The organism is Streptomyces olindensis, from assembly GCF_040645895.1.
Lineage (GTDB): Bacteria > Actinomycetota > Actinomycetes > Streptomycetales > Streptomycetaceae > Streptomyces > Streptomyces olindensis.
This window is the reverse complement of record NZ_JBEYZD010000007.1, coordinates 123,527-138,451: the sequence shown is the minus strand read 5'-3', so window position 1 is coordinate 138,451 and position 14,925 is coordinate 123,527. Positions and strand designations below refer to the sequence as shown.

Sequence of the window (14,925 nt, the reverse complement as noted above, 5' to 3'; positions counted from 1 at the left end):
CGGCCCCGACCGAAGGGAAGACGGAGTGACGAAGGACGTGCGCGAGCCCGACGACGCGGAACCCGGGAGCCGGGGACCTCGCCGCCGGACCGTGCTCGCGGCGAGCACCGGCGCGGTGCCGGTGCTCGCCGAGGTGATGAGCGCCGGCGCCACCGCGCAGGCAGCACCGACTCGCCCCCCGGAAGGCGGCACCGTGTACGGACTGACCGTGGAACACCGCACCGACCCGCTCGGCGTGGACGCCGCGCGCCCCCGCTTCGGCTGGCGCATGCGAGCCGACGGACGGGGGCGCAGCCAGGGCGCGTACGAGATCCTCGTGGCCACCTCGCCCGGCAAACTGAACAGTGCCCGCGCGGACGTCTGGAACAGCGGCCGCGTCAGCTCCGACCGGTCGGTGGCCGTGCCGTACGCGGGCGAACCCCTCAAGCCCTCGACCCGCTACCACTGGACCGTCACCGTCTGGGACACCGACGGCCGCAAGGTCGGCAGCGGGCCCGTCGCCCGTTTCGAGACGGGCCTGATGAGCACCGACGGCGTCACCGGCTGGGACGGCGCGCAGTGGATCGGCATGCGCGGCAAGGCCCCCCACTCCCCGGGCGCGCCGCTGCTGCGCACCGAGGCACCTCTGCGGGGCCGGGTCCGCGAGGCGCGGCTCTACGTCTCCGCCCTCGGCGTCTACGACGCCTACGTCAGCGGGCACCGCGTGACCGTCCCCCAGGACGGCGGCACCACCCTCGAACTGCTGCCCCCGGGGTGGACCAACTACGACGCACGCGTCACCTACCTCACCTACGACGTCACCCACCTCGTGGCCCGGGAACCGGTCGTCACCCTCGCGGCCGTCCTCGGCAACGGCTGGTACAACGGCCGCATCTCCGAGGGCAGCACCTACTACTCCGAGAGCGGCAACGCCCTCGCCCTCAAGGCCAGGCTGCTGATCCGCTACGCCGACGGCACGACCCAGTCCGTCGTCACCCGGCCGGACGGCTCCTGGAAGGCCACCGACACCGGCCCCTGGCGGGCCGACGACATCTACGACGGCGAGACCTACGACGCCCGCCGGGAGCTGCCGGGCTGGACCTCCTCCGGCTTCGACGACTCCGCCTGGACCGGCACCGAACGCGTCCCCTTCGAGACCAGGTACCCGCAGGCGGAACTCGCCGCCTACCCGGCCGAGACCGCCCGGCTGATGAGCCGCTGGGACCGCAGGCCCCGGTCCGTCACCGTCTACACGGGAGTGACCGGCGAGGGCCGGGGCCGTATCGTCGTCGACCCCGACCGGACCGTGACCGACCCGAACCGGGCGGCGTCCGCGCCGGTCACCATCGGAGCCGGCGACACCGCCGTCTTCGACCTGGGACAGAACATGGTCGGCGTACCCCGCTACACCCTGCGCGGGCCGGCCGGCGCCCAGGTCACCTTCCGGTTCGGCGAGATGCTGAACGACGCCAGCGCCGGCGCCGACGGCCCCGAAGGGTCCGTGTACCTCGCCAATCTGCGCAGCGCCAAGGCCACCAGCACCTACATCCTCAAGGGCGACCGCGACGGCGAGACTCACCAGGACTCCCTGACCTTCTACGGCTTCCGCTACGTCTCCGTCACCGCGACCTCCACGGTCACGATCACCGGCCTGACCGGCAAGGTCGCCACCTCCGCGATCCGGGAGACCGGCACCCTCACCACGAACGACCCCGACACCAACCGGCTCATCAGCAACATCCGCTGGGGCCAGCGCGGCAACTACCTCTGGGTCCCCACCGACTGCCCGCAGCGCGACGAACGCCTCGGCTGGACCGGAGACACCCAGGTCTTCGCCGCGACGGGCCTGTACAACGCGGACGCCGGACCCTTCCTCGCCCACTTCCAGAACACCGTGATCGACTCGCAGACCATCTACGGGGAGGACAAGGACCAGTTCACCGGAGTCGCCCCCGGGGGCCGCTACAACTTCCCCGGCGGCGGCAGCGGTTGGGCGGACTGCGGTGTCGTGCTCCCGTGGACCCTGTGGCAGATGACCGGCGACGCGGCCGTCATCGAGAGCAGCTGGCCCGCCATGACCCGCTACCTCGACTGGATCCGGCAGCAGACCGGCGACACCTACGCCGGGCAGGGCTCCCTCACCGGCGACTGGCTCGCACCGCAGAAGACCAGCGCCCAGCTCATGAGCGACGTCTACTACGGCTACTCTGCCCGGCTCATGGCCCAGATGGCCCGAGCCGTCGACCGCCCCTCGGAGGCCGCCGCGTACGAACGGCTCTTCGGCGCCATCAGGAAGGCCTTCATCAAGAAGTACCTCGCCACCGACGGCGGCACGGTCACGGTGCGCTCCAGCCTCGGAGAGGCCTCCCCGATCGAACCGGGCGCGGACCCCGACGAGAAGACCGAGGACAACTCCCAGTCGGCGCTGCTGTGGGTGCTCAAGCTCGGCTTCTACGACACCGAGACGCAACGCCGGGCCCTCGTCGAGGCGTTGGCGGACAACATCGGCAACGACGCGGCCTACAAGGCGGCCCACCCGGACAGCAGCCGGGTCAAGTACGCCGAGAACACGCTGTCCGTCGGCTTCCTCGGCGTCAACGTCCTCGCCCCCGTCCTCACCGAGGAGGGCCGCGCGGACCTGGCGTACGAGCTGCTGCACCAGGACGCCATGCCGTCCTGGCTGTTCTCCGTGCGCAACGGCGCCACCACCGTCTGGGAGCGCTGGAACTCCTACTCCGAGGAGGCCGGGTTCGGCCCGGTCAGCATGAACTCCTTCAACCACTACGCCTACGGCGCCGTCATGGAGTGGATGTACGCCTGCATGGCGGGCATCGCCCGGGATCCGGAGAGCCCCGGCTTCAAGCACTTCGTCCTGCGGCCGCACCTCGACCCCACCGGGAGGATCACGCACGTCACGGGCTCGCACGTCTCGCCGTACGGCGAGATCAGGAGCGAGTGGAGCGTGCCGGACGGCGGCGGGCGGCTGTCGTACGAGGCCGTCGTGCCCGCCAACAGCGAGGCCACGCTGCACCTGCCCGCGGTCTCGGCCGACGCCGTCCGCGAGGGGCGCACCCCGCTGGCGCGTGCGGACGGCGTGCGGTTCCTCGGGCACAGCGGCGGTGTGGCGTCGTTCCGGCTGCCGTCCGGCTCCTACCGCCTGACGAGCGAGCTGCGCTGACGCGTCCGGTCCGGCCACACCGCCCTGGTCACCGGCGCCCGGCTCAGGCGGGGGTGCCGGTGACCGTGGTGCCGGTCCTGGTGACGTGGTAGGCCAACGCCGCGACCGGGACGGTCCACTTCGACTGGTTCGACTACGAGCCGCTGGACGCCGACGCGGCCGCGTCCCCGCCGGAGAGCCGATGACGGCCGTCCCGGGGGATGCGGTCAGCACCTGACCGCATCCCCTGGGACGGTGATCGCGCACGCCGCCCGGACACCCCGACCACGGGCCGGCACCCGACGCGAAGGCCCAGATGCCGCCATGACCGTTCTCGACACCCGGGCGCTCAACCGCGCCACCCTCGCCCGGCAGCTGCTGCTCGACCGCGCCGACCTGCCCGCGCTCGGCGCCGTCGCGCACCTGTGCGGCCTCCAGGCGCAGGAACCGCAGGAACCGTACGTCGGCCTCTGGTCCCGGCTGCGGACGTTCGAACCGGCGGCGCTGTCGGACCTGCTGACCGGGCGGCGCGTGGTGCGGACCCACCCCATGCGCCGCACCGTCCACCTCGTCACCGCCGACGACGTCCTGGCCTGGCGGGCCCGCCACCACGACATGCTGCGCACCCGGGTGCTCGGGACCTACCGCCGCGAGCTCGACGGGGTCGACCTCCGGGAACTCGCGGCGGCCGGGCACGAGGTCATGGCCGACGGCGAGCCCCGCTCGATGTCCGACCTCGCCCGGGCCGTCTCCGGCCGCTGGCCCGCCCCGGGGAACCGGCCCCTGGGCGAGATGCTGGCCGCCGCCCTCCTCCCGACGGCGCAACTGCCGCCCCGCGGGCTGTGGCGCACGACGGCGGGGGCCCGCTACGCGCTGATCTCCGCCTGGCTGGGGCGCGAGATCGACCCGCCCGCCCCGGACGGCTCCGACCCCGTGGGACAGGCGCTGGTACGGCGTTACCTGGCCGCTTTCGGACCCGCCGCCTCGGCCGATCTGCGCGCCTGGTGCGGCCTGGCCGGACTGCCGGCCGCTGTCTCCGCCCTGCGCGGCGAACTGGTCGCCTTCCGCGACGAGCGCGGCCGGGAACTGCTCGACCTCCCCGACGCCCCCCGGCCCGACCCCGAGACCTCCGCCCCGGTGCGCTTCCTCCCGGCGTTCGACAACGCCGTCCTCGGCTACCACGACCGCGGCCGGATCATCGACGACGCCCACCGCGGCCTCTCGGTCGCCGGCGCCCGCTTCGTCCTCGTCGACGGACGCGTCGCCGCGACCTGGACCGTCGAAGCCGGCACCGGCACCGGCACCGTCCTGGTCACCCCGCTGCGCCGCTTCTCCCGGGCCGACCGCGCCGCCGTGGAGGAAGAAGGGCGGGCGCTGGCGTCCTTCCTGTCCGACGGCGCCGGCGACCGGGTACGGGTGGCCGCCTGGGCCGGCTGACGTGGAGGGAGCACACTGGAAGGGAGCTGCCGGTGCTCACGAGGGGGTGTCGGCCGATGGAAGCGTCAGGGCGTACGACCGTGCGGTGCTGGCGGTGGCGGCACAACGCGCTCAAGCGGCGCATCGACGTCGTCGAAGCCTGGGTCGTGCTCGCCGGGTGGGTGCTCGCCCTGCTGGGCGGGCTGGTCGCCGGGGCGATGGCGGCCGGCGCCGTCGATCGGGCCGTCGAACGGCAGCGGGCGGAGAGCCGTGAGGTCACGGCGGTCCTGGTCGAGGACGCGCCCGGCCCGTCCCCGGCGCGTGCGGCGAGCGACCACCGGGTCTGGGGCAAGGTGCGCTGGACCGCGCCGGACGGCTCGGCCTACCGCGAGGAGGCACGGGTGCCGCCCCGGGCTCCCGCCGGGAGCACGATCCCCGTCTGGGTGGACCGCGACGGTGACCTCACCACCCCGCCGGTGTCCCCCGGCGAGGCCTGGCTGCACACCACCGTGGGCGGCGTACTGGCAGGGGCCCTGACGGGCGGGGCGGTACTGGGAGCCGCCTGGGTGGCCCGGCTCTGTCTCGACCGGCGGCGGATGGCGCAGTGGGACGCGGAGTGGGAGCGGATCGACACGCGGCGGGGATGGAAGACGGGCTGAACCTGCGGTCGTCCCGCCGCCCTCCCTCCCGTTCACGCGCGGCGGACCGTGTCCTGGCCTTCGCTCACGCGCGGCCGACCGTGTCCTGCCCCTCGATCGTCTCGTGGGCGCCGGACGGAACCCGCGCCGCCGGCCCGGCCGCCCCGACCCGCCGCCGGCGTGCCCGGCGGCCGGTCAGACGGGTGGCCAGGGGCTCGGTCCAGCGGGCGGTCAGCGGGCCGAGGAGGACCAGGATGAGGACGTACGCCGTGGCCAGGGGGCCGAGGGACGGTTCGATGCCGGACGTGACGGCGAGCCCGGCGATGACGATGGAGAACTCGCCGCGGGCCACGAGCGTCCCGCCCGCGCGCCAGCGGCCCCTGGGGCCGATCCCGGCACGGCGCGCGGCCCAGTAGCCGGTGGCGATCTTCGTCGCGGTGGTGACGGCGGCCAGCGCGAGGGCGGGCAGCAGCACCGGCGGGATGCTGGCCGGGTCGGTGTGCAGGCCGAAGAAGACGAAGAACACCGCGGCGAACAGGTCCCGCAGCGGCGCCAGCAGGCTCGCCGCGCCCTCGGCGACCTCACCGGACAGGGCGATGCCGACCAGGAACGCGCCCACGGCGGCGGACACCTGCAACTGCTGGGCGACCCCGGCGACCACGAGGGTCACACCCAGCACGACCAGCAGCAGCTTCTCCGGGTCGTCGCTGGAGACGAAGCGGGAGACGTGACGCCCGAAACGCACCGCGAGGACGAGCACCAGGGCCGCGACCCCGAGGGCGATGGCCAGCGTGAGAGCGCCCGCGGCCAGGCTCACCCCGGCCAGCAGGGCGGTGACGATGGGCAGGTAGACCGCCATGGAGAGGTCCTCGAGGACGAGGATGCTCAGGATGGCCGGGGTCTCGCGGTTGCCGAGCCGCCCCAGCTCGCCGAGGACCTTGGCGATGACTCCGGAGGACGACACCCAGGTGACGCCGGCCAGCACGACGGCCGCGACCGGACCCCAGCCGAGCAGCAGGGCCAGGGCGGCGCCGGGCAGCGCGTTGAGGACGGCGTCGACGATCCCGGCGGTGTAGTGGGTCCTGAGGTTGGAGACGAGGTCGGCGGCCGTGTACTCCAGGCCCAGCATGAGCAGCAGCAGGATGACGCCGATTTCGGCGCCCACCGCCACGAAGTCCTCGCTGGCGCCCAGGGGCAGCAGCCCGCCCTCGCCGAAGGCGAGGCCGGCCAGCAGGTAGAGGGGGATCGGCGAGAAGCGGAAGCGCCCGGCGAGGCGGCCGAGCAGCCCCAGGCCGAGGATGAGACAGCCGAACTCGATCAGGAAGACCGCGGAGGAGTGCATGGCGGGTCACTCCCGCCCGAGTATCGCGGCGGCCGCCTCCACGCCCTCGCGGGTGCCGATGACGATGAGGACGTCACCGCCGGCGAGCCGGAAGTCCGGGGCGGGGGAGGGGATCGCCTCGGCCCGGCGGAGCACCGCCACGACGGACGCGCCGGTGTCGGTGCGGATCCGGGACTCGCCCAGCAGCCGTCCGTTCCAGTGCGAGGAGCCGGACAGTTCGATCCGCTCGGCGACGAGCCCCAGGTCGGTGGTGGACAGCAGGTTCGGCGTGTGGTGGGCGGGCATCAGCGCGTCGATGAGCGTGGCCGCCTCCTCCGCCGTCAGACGCACCGACAGGTCGCACGCGTCGGGGTCGTCCTCGCGGTACGCGCTGATCGTCCGGTGTCCGTCGCGGTGGGCGACCACCGACAGGCGGCGGCCGTCCCGGGTCGTCAGGTCGTAGCGGACCCCGATGCCCGGCAACGGTGTGCTGCTGAGGCGTGGCGCGCTCATCTCGTCCCCCTTCGGTCGGCGTGCGCGTGGTGGTGACTCGCCTGTGGGGGGCCTCGCCCGGACGAGCGCCCAGATCCGGCCTGTGCGCTCATCCTAGGCGGCCGCGCGGAACCGTACCCGTCCCGCGTGTGCTACCTGGACGGCTCCGTGGCGGGGGATCCGGACGGGAAGGGAGTGGTCGTGGGCTGCCGCGCGGTCGCCCCCTCGACCTGGCGCACGGTGTCCGTCCCCGGCCGGTGGCCCGGGCCCGCGCCGGTGGACAGCTGGGACCAGGCCCCGAGGGCCAGGGCCACGGCGGCGGCGGTGGCGACGACACGTCCCACGCGCCGGGCCTTGGCGCCGCGGTCCAGGTCCCGCCAGGGCACGCGGACCCACAGTTCCTCCGGCTGCCACAGGTCACCGACGGCGTGCGGGGGCTGGGGCCGGCGCCCCGCCGCCCGCTCCCGCGCGGAGGGCTCCCTGGGGGCCGAGGCGCGTATGGCGGACTCGCTGTCCGTCAGGAACCGCAGCCACACCTCGTCCGGGACCGGGGGAGCGCCGTCCGGCTCGTCGGGCGTTTCCCGTCCGCCCGGTCTTTCGGTGGTCACGTCCCGTCATCCCCTCTCCGCCCGTCGCCCTGGTCACGGGGCAGCGGAGATCAGTATGCCGCCCGGCCTCGGCAGCCGCCGCCCGGGGGAGAGGCACGGTCCTCTGCCGTGTCCGGGGCGGGAGCGACTCGCGGCGCGCCCGCCCCGGTGATCAGACGGCCGCCGGCAGGACGTGGTCGCCGACCTTGTCCGTGCTCAGGCAGAGGGAGCAGACGACCGCGTCGTGCGTCCGGCACGCCGTCACGTCCGGACGTTCGAACCGCTGCCGGCACACGTGGCAGTCGTAGGTGGTGGCGCTGGGGTTGCCGTCCTCGTCCAGGAGCGGCTCGTCGATGCCGTCGTCGGTGCGGCGCAGGTAGTACCGGCCCTTGGTGACCACGGCCATCAGCGGGGTGAGGACGAAGGCGATGACGGCCGCGGCGACGGGGGAGTACGGCTGGAGGGTGTCGCCCAGCGCGTGGAAGTACATGGCGATGGACAGCCCGGACGCGGCGACGAAGGCTACGACACCGACCGGGTTGACGGCGTAGAGCATGCCGCGCCGGAACTCGGGGGCGTGCGGGGACAGCTTCAGCAGGTACTTGTTGATGCCGATGTCCGTGGCCACGGTGACCACCCAGGCGATCGCGCAGTTCGAGTAGAAGCCCAGGATGCTGTTGAGGAAGCTGAACATGTCGGCCTCCATCAGGGCGAGCGCGAAGCCCAGGTTGACCAGGACGAAGACCATCCGGCCCGGGTAGTGCCCGGTGACCCGGGTGAAGGAGTTGGTCCAGGCGAGGGAGCCGGAGTACGCGTTCGTCACGTTGATCTTGATCTGGCTGATCACGACCAGGGCCACGGCCAGCGGGACGACGATCCAGGACGGCAGCATCGCGTCGAAGGCGTGCTTGAACTGCTGGATCGGCTCGGGCGCGGCGGCCGCGCCGACCTCGGCGATGATGTAGACCGCGAGGAACACGCCGATGGCCTGCTTCAGCGCGCCGAGCACCACCCAGCCCGGGCCGGCCATCACCACGGCCGTCCACCAGGCACGCTTGTTGGCCTCGGTCCTGGGCGGCATGAAGCGCAGGTAGTCGATCTGCTCGCCGATCTGCGCGATCAGCGACAGGCAGACGCCCGCGCCCAGCAGCACGGAGGCGGTGTTGACGCCGCCGTCGCCGTCGGTGCCCGCGTAGGCGAGGAAGCGGTCGACGCTCCCGGGGTCGGTGGCGACGAGGTAGACCAGCGGGCCGACCATCAGCAGCAGCCAGATCGGGGTGGTCCACACCTGGAGCTTGCTCAGCGCCGTCATGCCGTAGATGACGAGCGGGATCACCATCAGCGTGGAGACCAGGTAGCCCAGCCACAGCGGCAGTCCGAGGCCCAGCTTCAGGCCCTGCGCCATGATCGAGCCCTCGAGGGCGAAGAAGATGAAGGTGAAGCTCGCGAAGATGACGCTGGTGAGGACGGAGCCGAAGTAGCCGAAGCCGGAACCGCGGGTGATCAGGTCCAGGTCGATGTTGTACCGGGCGCCGTAGTAGGCGAGCGGGAACCCGGTCACGAAGATGACGACCGCGGCGACGGCGATCGCCAGCAGCGCGTTGCCGGTGCCGTGGGCCAGACCGATGCCGGCGCCGATGGAGAAGTCGGCCATGTAGGCGATGCCGCCGAGCGCGGTCGTCGCCACGACCATCGGGGTCCAGCGCCGGTAACTCCGGGGCGCGAAGCGGAGGGTGTAGTCCTCCAGGGTCTCTTTGACGGCCTGGTCCGTACCCCGCGCTGCCTTCGGCGCGGGTTCCGGTTCGACGACTTCTGCCAGTCGTGGCTCCGTACTCATGCCACGCCTCCTTGCTGCGGGTTGGGGACCGACAAGGCAGGCACGGTAGGCAGCGGTCGTTACCCCTAAATACTTCCTGCGTGAAGGGAATGTTTCGGAGGCATCTCATCCGGCATCGCCCCCGCCCTCGACGCCCTCCACCCGGACGAGCCCTAGGGCACGCCCAGTTCGAACAGCACGTACCCCGCGTACGACCCGGAGGCCAGTGCCGCCGTGCCGAGGACCGTGGCCAGGGACGGCCACCGGAGCCGGCGCATCGCGAGCGCGAGGGGGACGAACAGCGGGAAGAGCGGGAGGAGATAGCGGGAGACGTTGCCGAAGATCTGCTGGGTGGTCATCACCATGAGGTACGACAGCACGGTGTAGACGACGAGCACCGCCGGCGGGCGCAGACGCAGCAGCAGGACCGTCAGCACCGGCACCATCAGCACCACGCACACGCCGATGACATCCTCGAAGGGTCTCGCGAAGAGGTAGTCGAAGTGCCCGACGGGGAGGGATGTCAGGACGGTGAAGGTGTGGGCGCCCCCGTCGAACTTGTGGGCCCAGGCGCCGTCCTGGAGCTTGGAGTAGCCGTTGAGGTCGCCCATGCGCCAGTTGACCCAGGCGAGGTAGCCGAACAGGCCCAGCGGTGCGATCGCCACGGCGGCCAGCGGACGGCGCACCCCGTCCTCCCGCCGGCGCAGGGACAGCAGCGCGGCGAGGGCGAGGGCGGCGACCAGCGCGGCGGCGGTGGGCCGGCAGAGCCCGGCCGCACAGGTCAGCAGACCCGCTGTGAGCCAGCGACGGGCCATGACGGCGTGACAGGCCCAGGCGGCGAGGGCCGTGTAGAGCGACTCCGAATAGCCCGACCACTCGGTGCCCGACCCCGGCCAGACCGCCCACAGCCCGGCCGCGACGAGACCGGCCCGGTGGCCGCCCAGCCGCCGCGTCACGGCGTACACGCCGAGCGCCGCGACGAACGAGGCGACGACCGACACCGTCAGGCCGGCGCCGTACAGACCGAGTCCGGTGCACTCCGAGACCAGGCGCATCAGCGTCGGGTACAGCGGGAAGAACGCCGCCGAGTTGCCCTCCAGGGTGATCAGGCCCGTCGCGCCCGGGACCGGTTCCAGGGCCGGGTCGTACCCGTGCCGGGCGATCTGCTGGTACCACCAGCCGTCCCAGCTGGCCAGCACGTCCCAGGGGTGCTCGCCGCCGCCGAAGCGCGGGTTCTTCTTCCGGAAGTCGCCCGCGGAGTCCAGCAGGTACATGAAGACGGCGAAGCCGGCCAGCTTCAGCACGCCGTACGTCAGCAGCACGGGGCCGTAGCGCGCGACGGCCGGCCGCAGGCGTGACCCGCGGGTGCTGCGTGCTCGGCGAACTCCCGCGCGGGGTGGCGGATGCGAGGTTCCGCGCGGGTCCGCTCCCGACGGTGGGCGACGCAGCTCGACGGTGCTCATGAGGGTCCTGCCGTACGGCGGGCGGGCCGCGCGGGGAACACCCAGGCCCGGAAGAGGAGGAAACGCAGCAGCGTCGCGGCCAGGTTGGCGGCGACCAGCGTCACGAGCTCGACCCGATGCCCGGCCCCGGGCACGCCGTGGTGCAGGGCGGCCAGCGAACCACTGGTCAGCGCCAGTCCGACCAGGAACGCCGCGAGTCCCTTGAGGTGGTGGCGCAGTGCGCCGCCCCGGCCCCGGACCCCGAAGGTGAGCTGCCGGTTGGCGGCGGTGTTGCCGACCGCGCCGGCGAGCAGGGCGAGCGCGTTGGCGGCCTGCGCCCCGGTCGCCGGTCTGAGCACGGTGTAGAGCAGCAGATGGCACAGGGTGCTGGCGGCACCGACCGCGGCGAAGCGCACCAACTGCCGGGCCAGGCCCGCGGGAAGCTCCCCGGCGAGGTCACCGCCGCTGCGCCGCAGCGCGCTCAGCGGCAGCCTGCCGCGGGCGAGGGCCCGGCCGAGCCTGGCCATGCCCCGCAGGTCGGCCAGCGCCGTGGACATCAGGTGCACCCGGCTGTCGGGGTCGTCCACCCAGTCCACCGGCACCTCGTGGATCCGCAGCCCCGCGCGCTCGGCGATCACCAGTAACTCGGTGTCGAAGAACCACTCCCGGTCCTCCACCAGCGGCAGCAGCCGCTCGGCGACGTCCCGTCGCACCGCCTTGAACCCGCACTGCGCGTCGGAGAAGCCCACGGCTAGCGTGGAGCGCAGCAGCCCGTTGTAGCAGCGGGAGATGATCTCCCGTTTCGGCCCGCGCACCACCCGCGAACCGCGCGCCAGCCGGGTGCCGATGGCGATGTCCGAGTGGCCCGAGATCAGCGGCGCGACCAGCGGCAGCAGGGCCGCGAGATCGGTGGACAGATCCACGTCCAGGTACGCCAGCACCGGCGCCCGGGAGTGCGACCAGGCGGCGTGCAGCGCGCGGCCCCGCCCCTTCCCGGCGAGCCGTATCCAGTGCGTGCCGGGCAGCTCGGCGGCCAGCCGCGCGGCGATCCCCGGCGTCCGGTCGGTGCTGGCGTTGTCGGCGATGGTGATCCGGAAGGGGTACGGGAAGGTCTCGCCGAGGTGCGCGTGCAGGCGCCGGACGCAGGGCTCCAGGTCCTGCTCCTCGTTGTGGACGGGGACGACCACGTCGAGGACGGGCTCCGGATGGCGCGCCGGCAGAGGGGCCCGGCGGGGCAGCGCGGCCGGCTCGGGTGCTGTCGGGCGGCCGGTCGGGACCGGCGGCCGTACGGTTCTCATCGCTGGTTCACGGTCTCTCTCTGGCGCGCGACGCGGCCGGCGCCGGTTTCCGGGCAGGCCTAAGGCGCCCGTGGCGGTGCTGCGGTGACGGGGTGCGGGGCGGTGGCGCCCCGGTCGGAGGGGCGGCTCGGGCGGCTACTCGTGGCCGGCCGACACGGACGGCTCCTCCGGCTCCAGGACCGACGGAGGGACCGTCGTGGGTGTCGGGGACGGCGCACGCGGGGGCGGCGCCGACGTCGTCCGGCTCTCCGGGGCCGCGGTGCTCGGCGTGGAACCGGCCGGCGCGCTGGTGGTCCCGGAGGGTGTGACGCCGCCGGTCGTGCCGGCGGGCGCGGTCGGCGCGGTCGGCTCGGGCCGGGTCGGAGTCGCGCTCGGTTCGGGCGAGTCGAACGTGGGGGCGCTGTCGTGCGAAGGGCTGGGGCTGACCACGGGCCGGGGCCGCTGGTCGGCGGGCGGCTGGGCCCTGGTGAGCATGCCGGGCAGCAGGGCGAGCCCGACACTGAGCCCGGCCACCGCCACGGCGGAGCCGCCCGCCTTCCACAGCAGCCGGGAGCGGCGGCGGGCCCGGATGCCCGCGTGCAGCCGCTGCCGGTGCGCGGGTTCGAAGGGGGTGTGCTGCTGCGTGTCGCGCATCAGCCGCGACAGGTCCCGCTCGAAGTCGTCCATCGCTTCTCCCTTCACCCCACGGGCCTGACGGCGTCGGACAGGATCTGGCGGAGCCGTGCGACTCCGCGTGACGCGTGGGACCGCGCGGTCCCCACGGGGCAGCCCAGCGCCTCGGCGACCTGGGACTCGGGCAGGTCCTCGTAGTAGCGCAGCACCACCGCGGCGCGCTGCTTCGGCGTCAGCAGGGCCAGGGCCGCCTCCAGCCGCGAGCGTTCCGCCACGGTGGACGACACGTCGCCCGGGTCGGCCCGGTCGGGCAGTTGCTCCACCGGGCGCTCACCCCACCAGCGCCGCCGCGCCGAGCGCGCCGCCATCCGCACGAGCACCGTGCGCACGTACGCCTCCGGGGCCTGCTCGGCGACCTTCGGCCAGGCGAACCAGAGCTTGACCAAGGCCTCCTGCACCAGGTCCTCGGCTCGTTGCCGGTCGCCGCCCGTGAGCAGACGCGCGACATGGAGCAGCGCCGACCAACGGGCGGCCGCGAACTCGTCGAAGCCGTCCGCCCGAACCTGCTCCATCCTCACCGTCCCGCGTCTCAGTGGCCTCCTACACCCCTGAAAAGACGCTGGACCCCGCTCCACGCTGCACCCCGTTCCTGTGATCCACCTCACCCCGACGGGCTGCGGGCATGACGAAGGGCCCGCGCACTGGGCGCGGGCCCTTCGGATCGGCCGAGCCGGCTCAGCCGACTGGGCGGGCGCATTCGGCCGGGGGGCTCGGGCAGGTGTGGGTGACGCCTACGTCCGGTCGCCCTTGGGCTTGCCCGGCTGGTCCGGCGTGCCGTGCGGCGGCGCGCTGAACGGCTCCGGCGACGTGGCGGGCGACACCGGCGAGCCGCCGTGCCCCTCGCCCGTCTCGGGACGCAGGGCGCCCGGGTCGCCGGACGTCGGCTCCGCGCCCGCGCGCAACTGCTCGAGCCGGGACCCCAGCAGCTCCGTCACCGGCAGCCGGTCGGCGTGCGACCGCTCGTACGCCAGCAGTTCCTCGACCTCGTCCGCCGACAGCGACCGCACACGGCTCTCCAGGCCGCCGATCGGCAGATGGTCGTAGTCGGGCAGCGGCAGGGTGTTGCGGGCGGGATCGGCCATGGTTCTCACTTCCCTGTGTACGACGTGATGTACGACCGGGGCGGGGCGGCGCGGGGCGGGTGGCTCAGCGGGCGCCCGGTCCGCCGCTGCCGAAGCCGCCGCTGCTGCCCTCGCTCCAGCGCGGACGCTCCTGCGAGGCGCTCGTCCGGTCGCTCTGGTTGCCGTGGCCCTTGAGCCGGTGCGGCGTCAGACGGTCCTCGCTTCTCGGCACCTCGTCCGGTTCCCGGCGCTCATGCGTCTCGCGGACCGGGCCGCCGGCGGGCATCCGCGGCTGCTCCTCCGGGCGTGGTGTGGGGAGCTCCCTGCGCTTGTTGCGGAAGCCGAGGACGAAGGCTCCCAGCAGCAGGCCCACGACCACCACGCCCGCCACGACCAGCCCGATGCCGAGGGCGCCACGGCCCGCGGCCAGCTCCATCCATGCGGTATTCATGGCTCGCGGGTACCCCTGGTCCTCCCCATGAACCGGCTCACCTCGATCGCGAGGACGACCGCGACGAGGAGCCTGCGGACGACCGCGGGGACGACCGAGAAGACGAGCCCGAGGACGCCCGCGAGGACGCCCCCGAGGACGCCCGCGAGGACGCGGTCCGTGCGCGGTTCTCCTTGCGGACGGCGTCCAGCAGCTCCGCCTTCGACATGCGCGAGCGCCCCTCGACCCCCATCCGCTTCGCGAGGTCGTAGAGGTGCTCCTTCGAAGCCTGCTCGTCGACGCCCTCGCCGCTGCGCCCGCCCTGCTGCCGGGGCCGGGCCGACCTGGGGTCGGAGGGGCCCTTGCGGTCGCCCTCCTTGCGCTCCCAGTGGTCGCCCACCTTCTCGTGGGTGTGCTTCAGCGCGCCGAACGCCGTGCGGTGCGCGCGCTCGCCCTCGCCGTACTGCTCCACGGCCGAGTCGTGCGCCTTGATCCAGGTGCGCTGCGCCTCCTTGGAGGACCGCTCCAGGGTCGACGGAAGCTCCTCTCGCCCGGGCATGTGACTCACCTCCGTGCGTGGTCGTTCCGGGGTCGGCCGGGTGCCCGGCGGCGAGGC

General features: G+C 73.6%; 14 protein-coding genes. 3 read left to right on the top strand and 11 right to left on the bottom strand.

Annotated elements, in window-relative coordinates; translation table 11 throughout:
• Positions 1 to 136 precede the first annotated feature (136 nt).
• The 3 genes from ABZ948_RS06355 (at position 137) to ABZ948_RS06345 (ending at position 5,211) form a co-directional block, all read left to right on the top strand.
• Positions 137 to 3,157 (top strand): family 78 glycoside hydrolase catalytic domain, encoded by a 3,021-nt coding sequence (locus ABZ948_RS06355; protein WP_359757831.1) that lies wholly within the window; start codon positions 137 to 139, stop codon positions 3,155 to 3,157.
• A gap of 303 nt (positions 3,158 to 3,460) precedes the next feature.
• Positions 3,461 to 4,573, top strand: a complete 1,113-nt coding sequence (locus tag ABZ948_RS06350; RefSeq protein ID WP_359757766.1) for a winged helix DNA-binding domain-containing protein — start codon at positions 3,461 to 3,463, stop codon at positions 4,571 to 4,573.
• 56 nt (positions 4,574 to 4,629) lie between these two features.
• Positions 4,630 to 5,211, top strand: coding sequence for an Rv1733c family protein (locus ABZ948_RS06345; protein ID WP_359757764.1), 582 nt, complete (start codon positions 4,630 to 4,632; stop codon positions 5,209 to 5,211).
• A gap of 64 nt (positions 5,212 to 5,275) precedes the next feature.
• On the opposite strand, the gene ABZ948_RS06340 is transcribed toward ABZ948_RS06345, so the two are convergent.
• From ABZ948_RS06340 to ABZ948_RS06290, 11 genes are all read right to left on the bottom strand, one after another.
• The gene (locus ABZ948_RS06340) at positions 5,276 to 6,532 is read right to left on the bottom strand and encodes a cation:proton antiporter (RefSeq protein ID WP_359757762.1); all 1,257 of its coding nucleotides are present in this window, start codon (positions 6,530 to 6,532) and stop codon (positions 5,276 to 5,278) included.
• A 6-nt stretch (positions 6,533 to 6,538) separates the two neighbouring features.
• Positions 6,539 to 7,024, bottom strand: a complete 486-nt coding sequence (locus ABZ948_RS06335) for a cation:proton antiporter regulatory subunit (protein WP_359757760.1) — start codon at positions 7,022 to 7,024, stop codon at positions 6,539 to 6,541.
• Between the two features lie 131 nt (positions 7,025 to 7,155).
• Positions 7,156 to 7,611, bottom strand: coding sequence for a hypothetical protein (locus tag ABZ948_RS06330; RefSeq protein WP_359757758.1), 456 nt, complete (start codon positions 7,609 to 7,611; stop codon positions 7,156 to 7,158).
• Between the two features lie 151 nt (positions 7,612 to 7,762).
• Positions 7,763 to 9,427, bottom strand: a complete 1,665-nt coding sequence (locus ABZ948_RS06325) for a purine-cytosine permease family protein (RefSeq protein WP_359757757.1) — start codon at positions 9,425 to 9,427, stop codon at positions 7,763 to 7,765.
• 152 nt (positions 9,428 to 9,579) lie between these two features.
• Complete coding sequence (locus tag ABZ948_RS06320) at positions 9,580 to 10,869, bottom strand: putative hexosyltransferase (RefSeq protein WP_359757755.1); 1,290 nt, start codon at positions 10,867 to 10,869, stop codon at positions 9,580 to 9,582.
• Complete coding sequence (locus ABZ948_RS06315; RefSeq protein WP_359757753.1) at positions 10,866 to 12,146, bottom strand: bifunctional glycosyltransferase family 2/GtrA family protein; 1,281 nt, start codon at positions 12,144 to 12,146, stop codon at positions 10,866 to 10,868. The genes ABZ948_RS06320 and ABZ948_RS06315 overlap by 4 nt, the downstream gene beginning before the upstream one ends.
• A gap of 135 nt (positions 12,147 to 12,281) precedes the next feature.
• On the bottom strand, positions 12,282 to 12,812 hold the full coding sequence (locus ABZ948_RS06310; protein WP_359757751.1) for a cellulase: 531 nt from the start codon (positions 12,810 to 12,812) through the stop codon (positions 12,282 to 12,284).
• An 11-nt stretch (positions 12,813 to 12,823) separates the two neighbouring features.
• Entirely contained in the window at positions 12,824 to 13,330 is a 507-nt protein-coding gene (locus ABZ948_RS06305; protein WP_359757749.1) for a SigE family RNA polymerase sigma factor, read from the bottom strand.
• A gap of 219 nt (positions 13,331 to 13,549) precedes the next feature.
• Positions 13,550 to 13,900 carry a DUF8129 domain-containing protein gene (locus ABZ948_RS06300; protein ID WP_359757748.1) on the bottom strand — a complete coding sequence of 117 codons (351 nt, stop codon included), beginning with the start codon at positions 13,898 to 13,900 and terminating at the stop codon, positions 13,550 to 13,552.
• Positions 13,901 to 13,964: 64 nt separating this feature from the next.
• On the bottom strand, positions 13,965 to 14,330 hold the full coding sequence (locus ABZ948_RS06295) for a DUF6479 family protein (protein WP_359757746.1): 366 nt from the start codon (positions 14,328 to 14,330) through the stop codon (positions 13,965 to 13,967).
• Positions 14,331 to 14,367: 37 nt separating this feature from the next.
• Positions 14,368 to 14,868 carry a ChaB family protein gene (locus ABZ948_RS06290; RefSeq protein ID WP_359757744.1) on the bottom strand — a complete coding sequence of 167 codons (501 nt, stop codon included), beginning with the start codon at positions 14,866 to 14,868 and terminating at the stop codon, positions 14,368 to 14,370.
• Between the last annotated feature and the right edge of the window lie 57 nt (positions 14,869 to 14,925).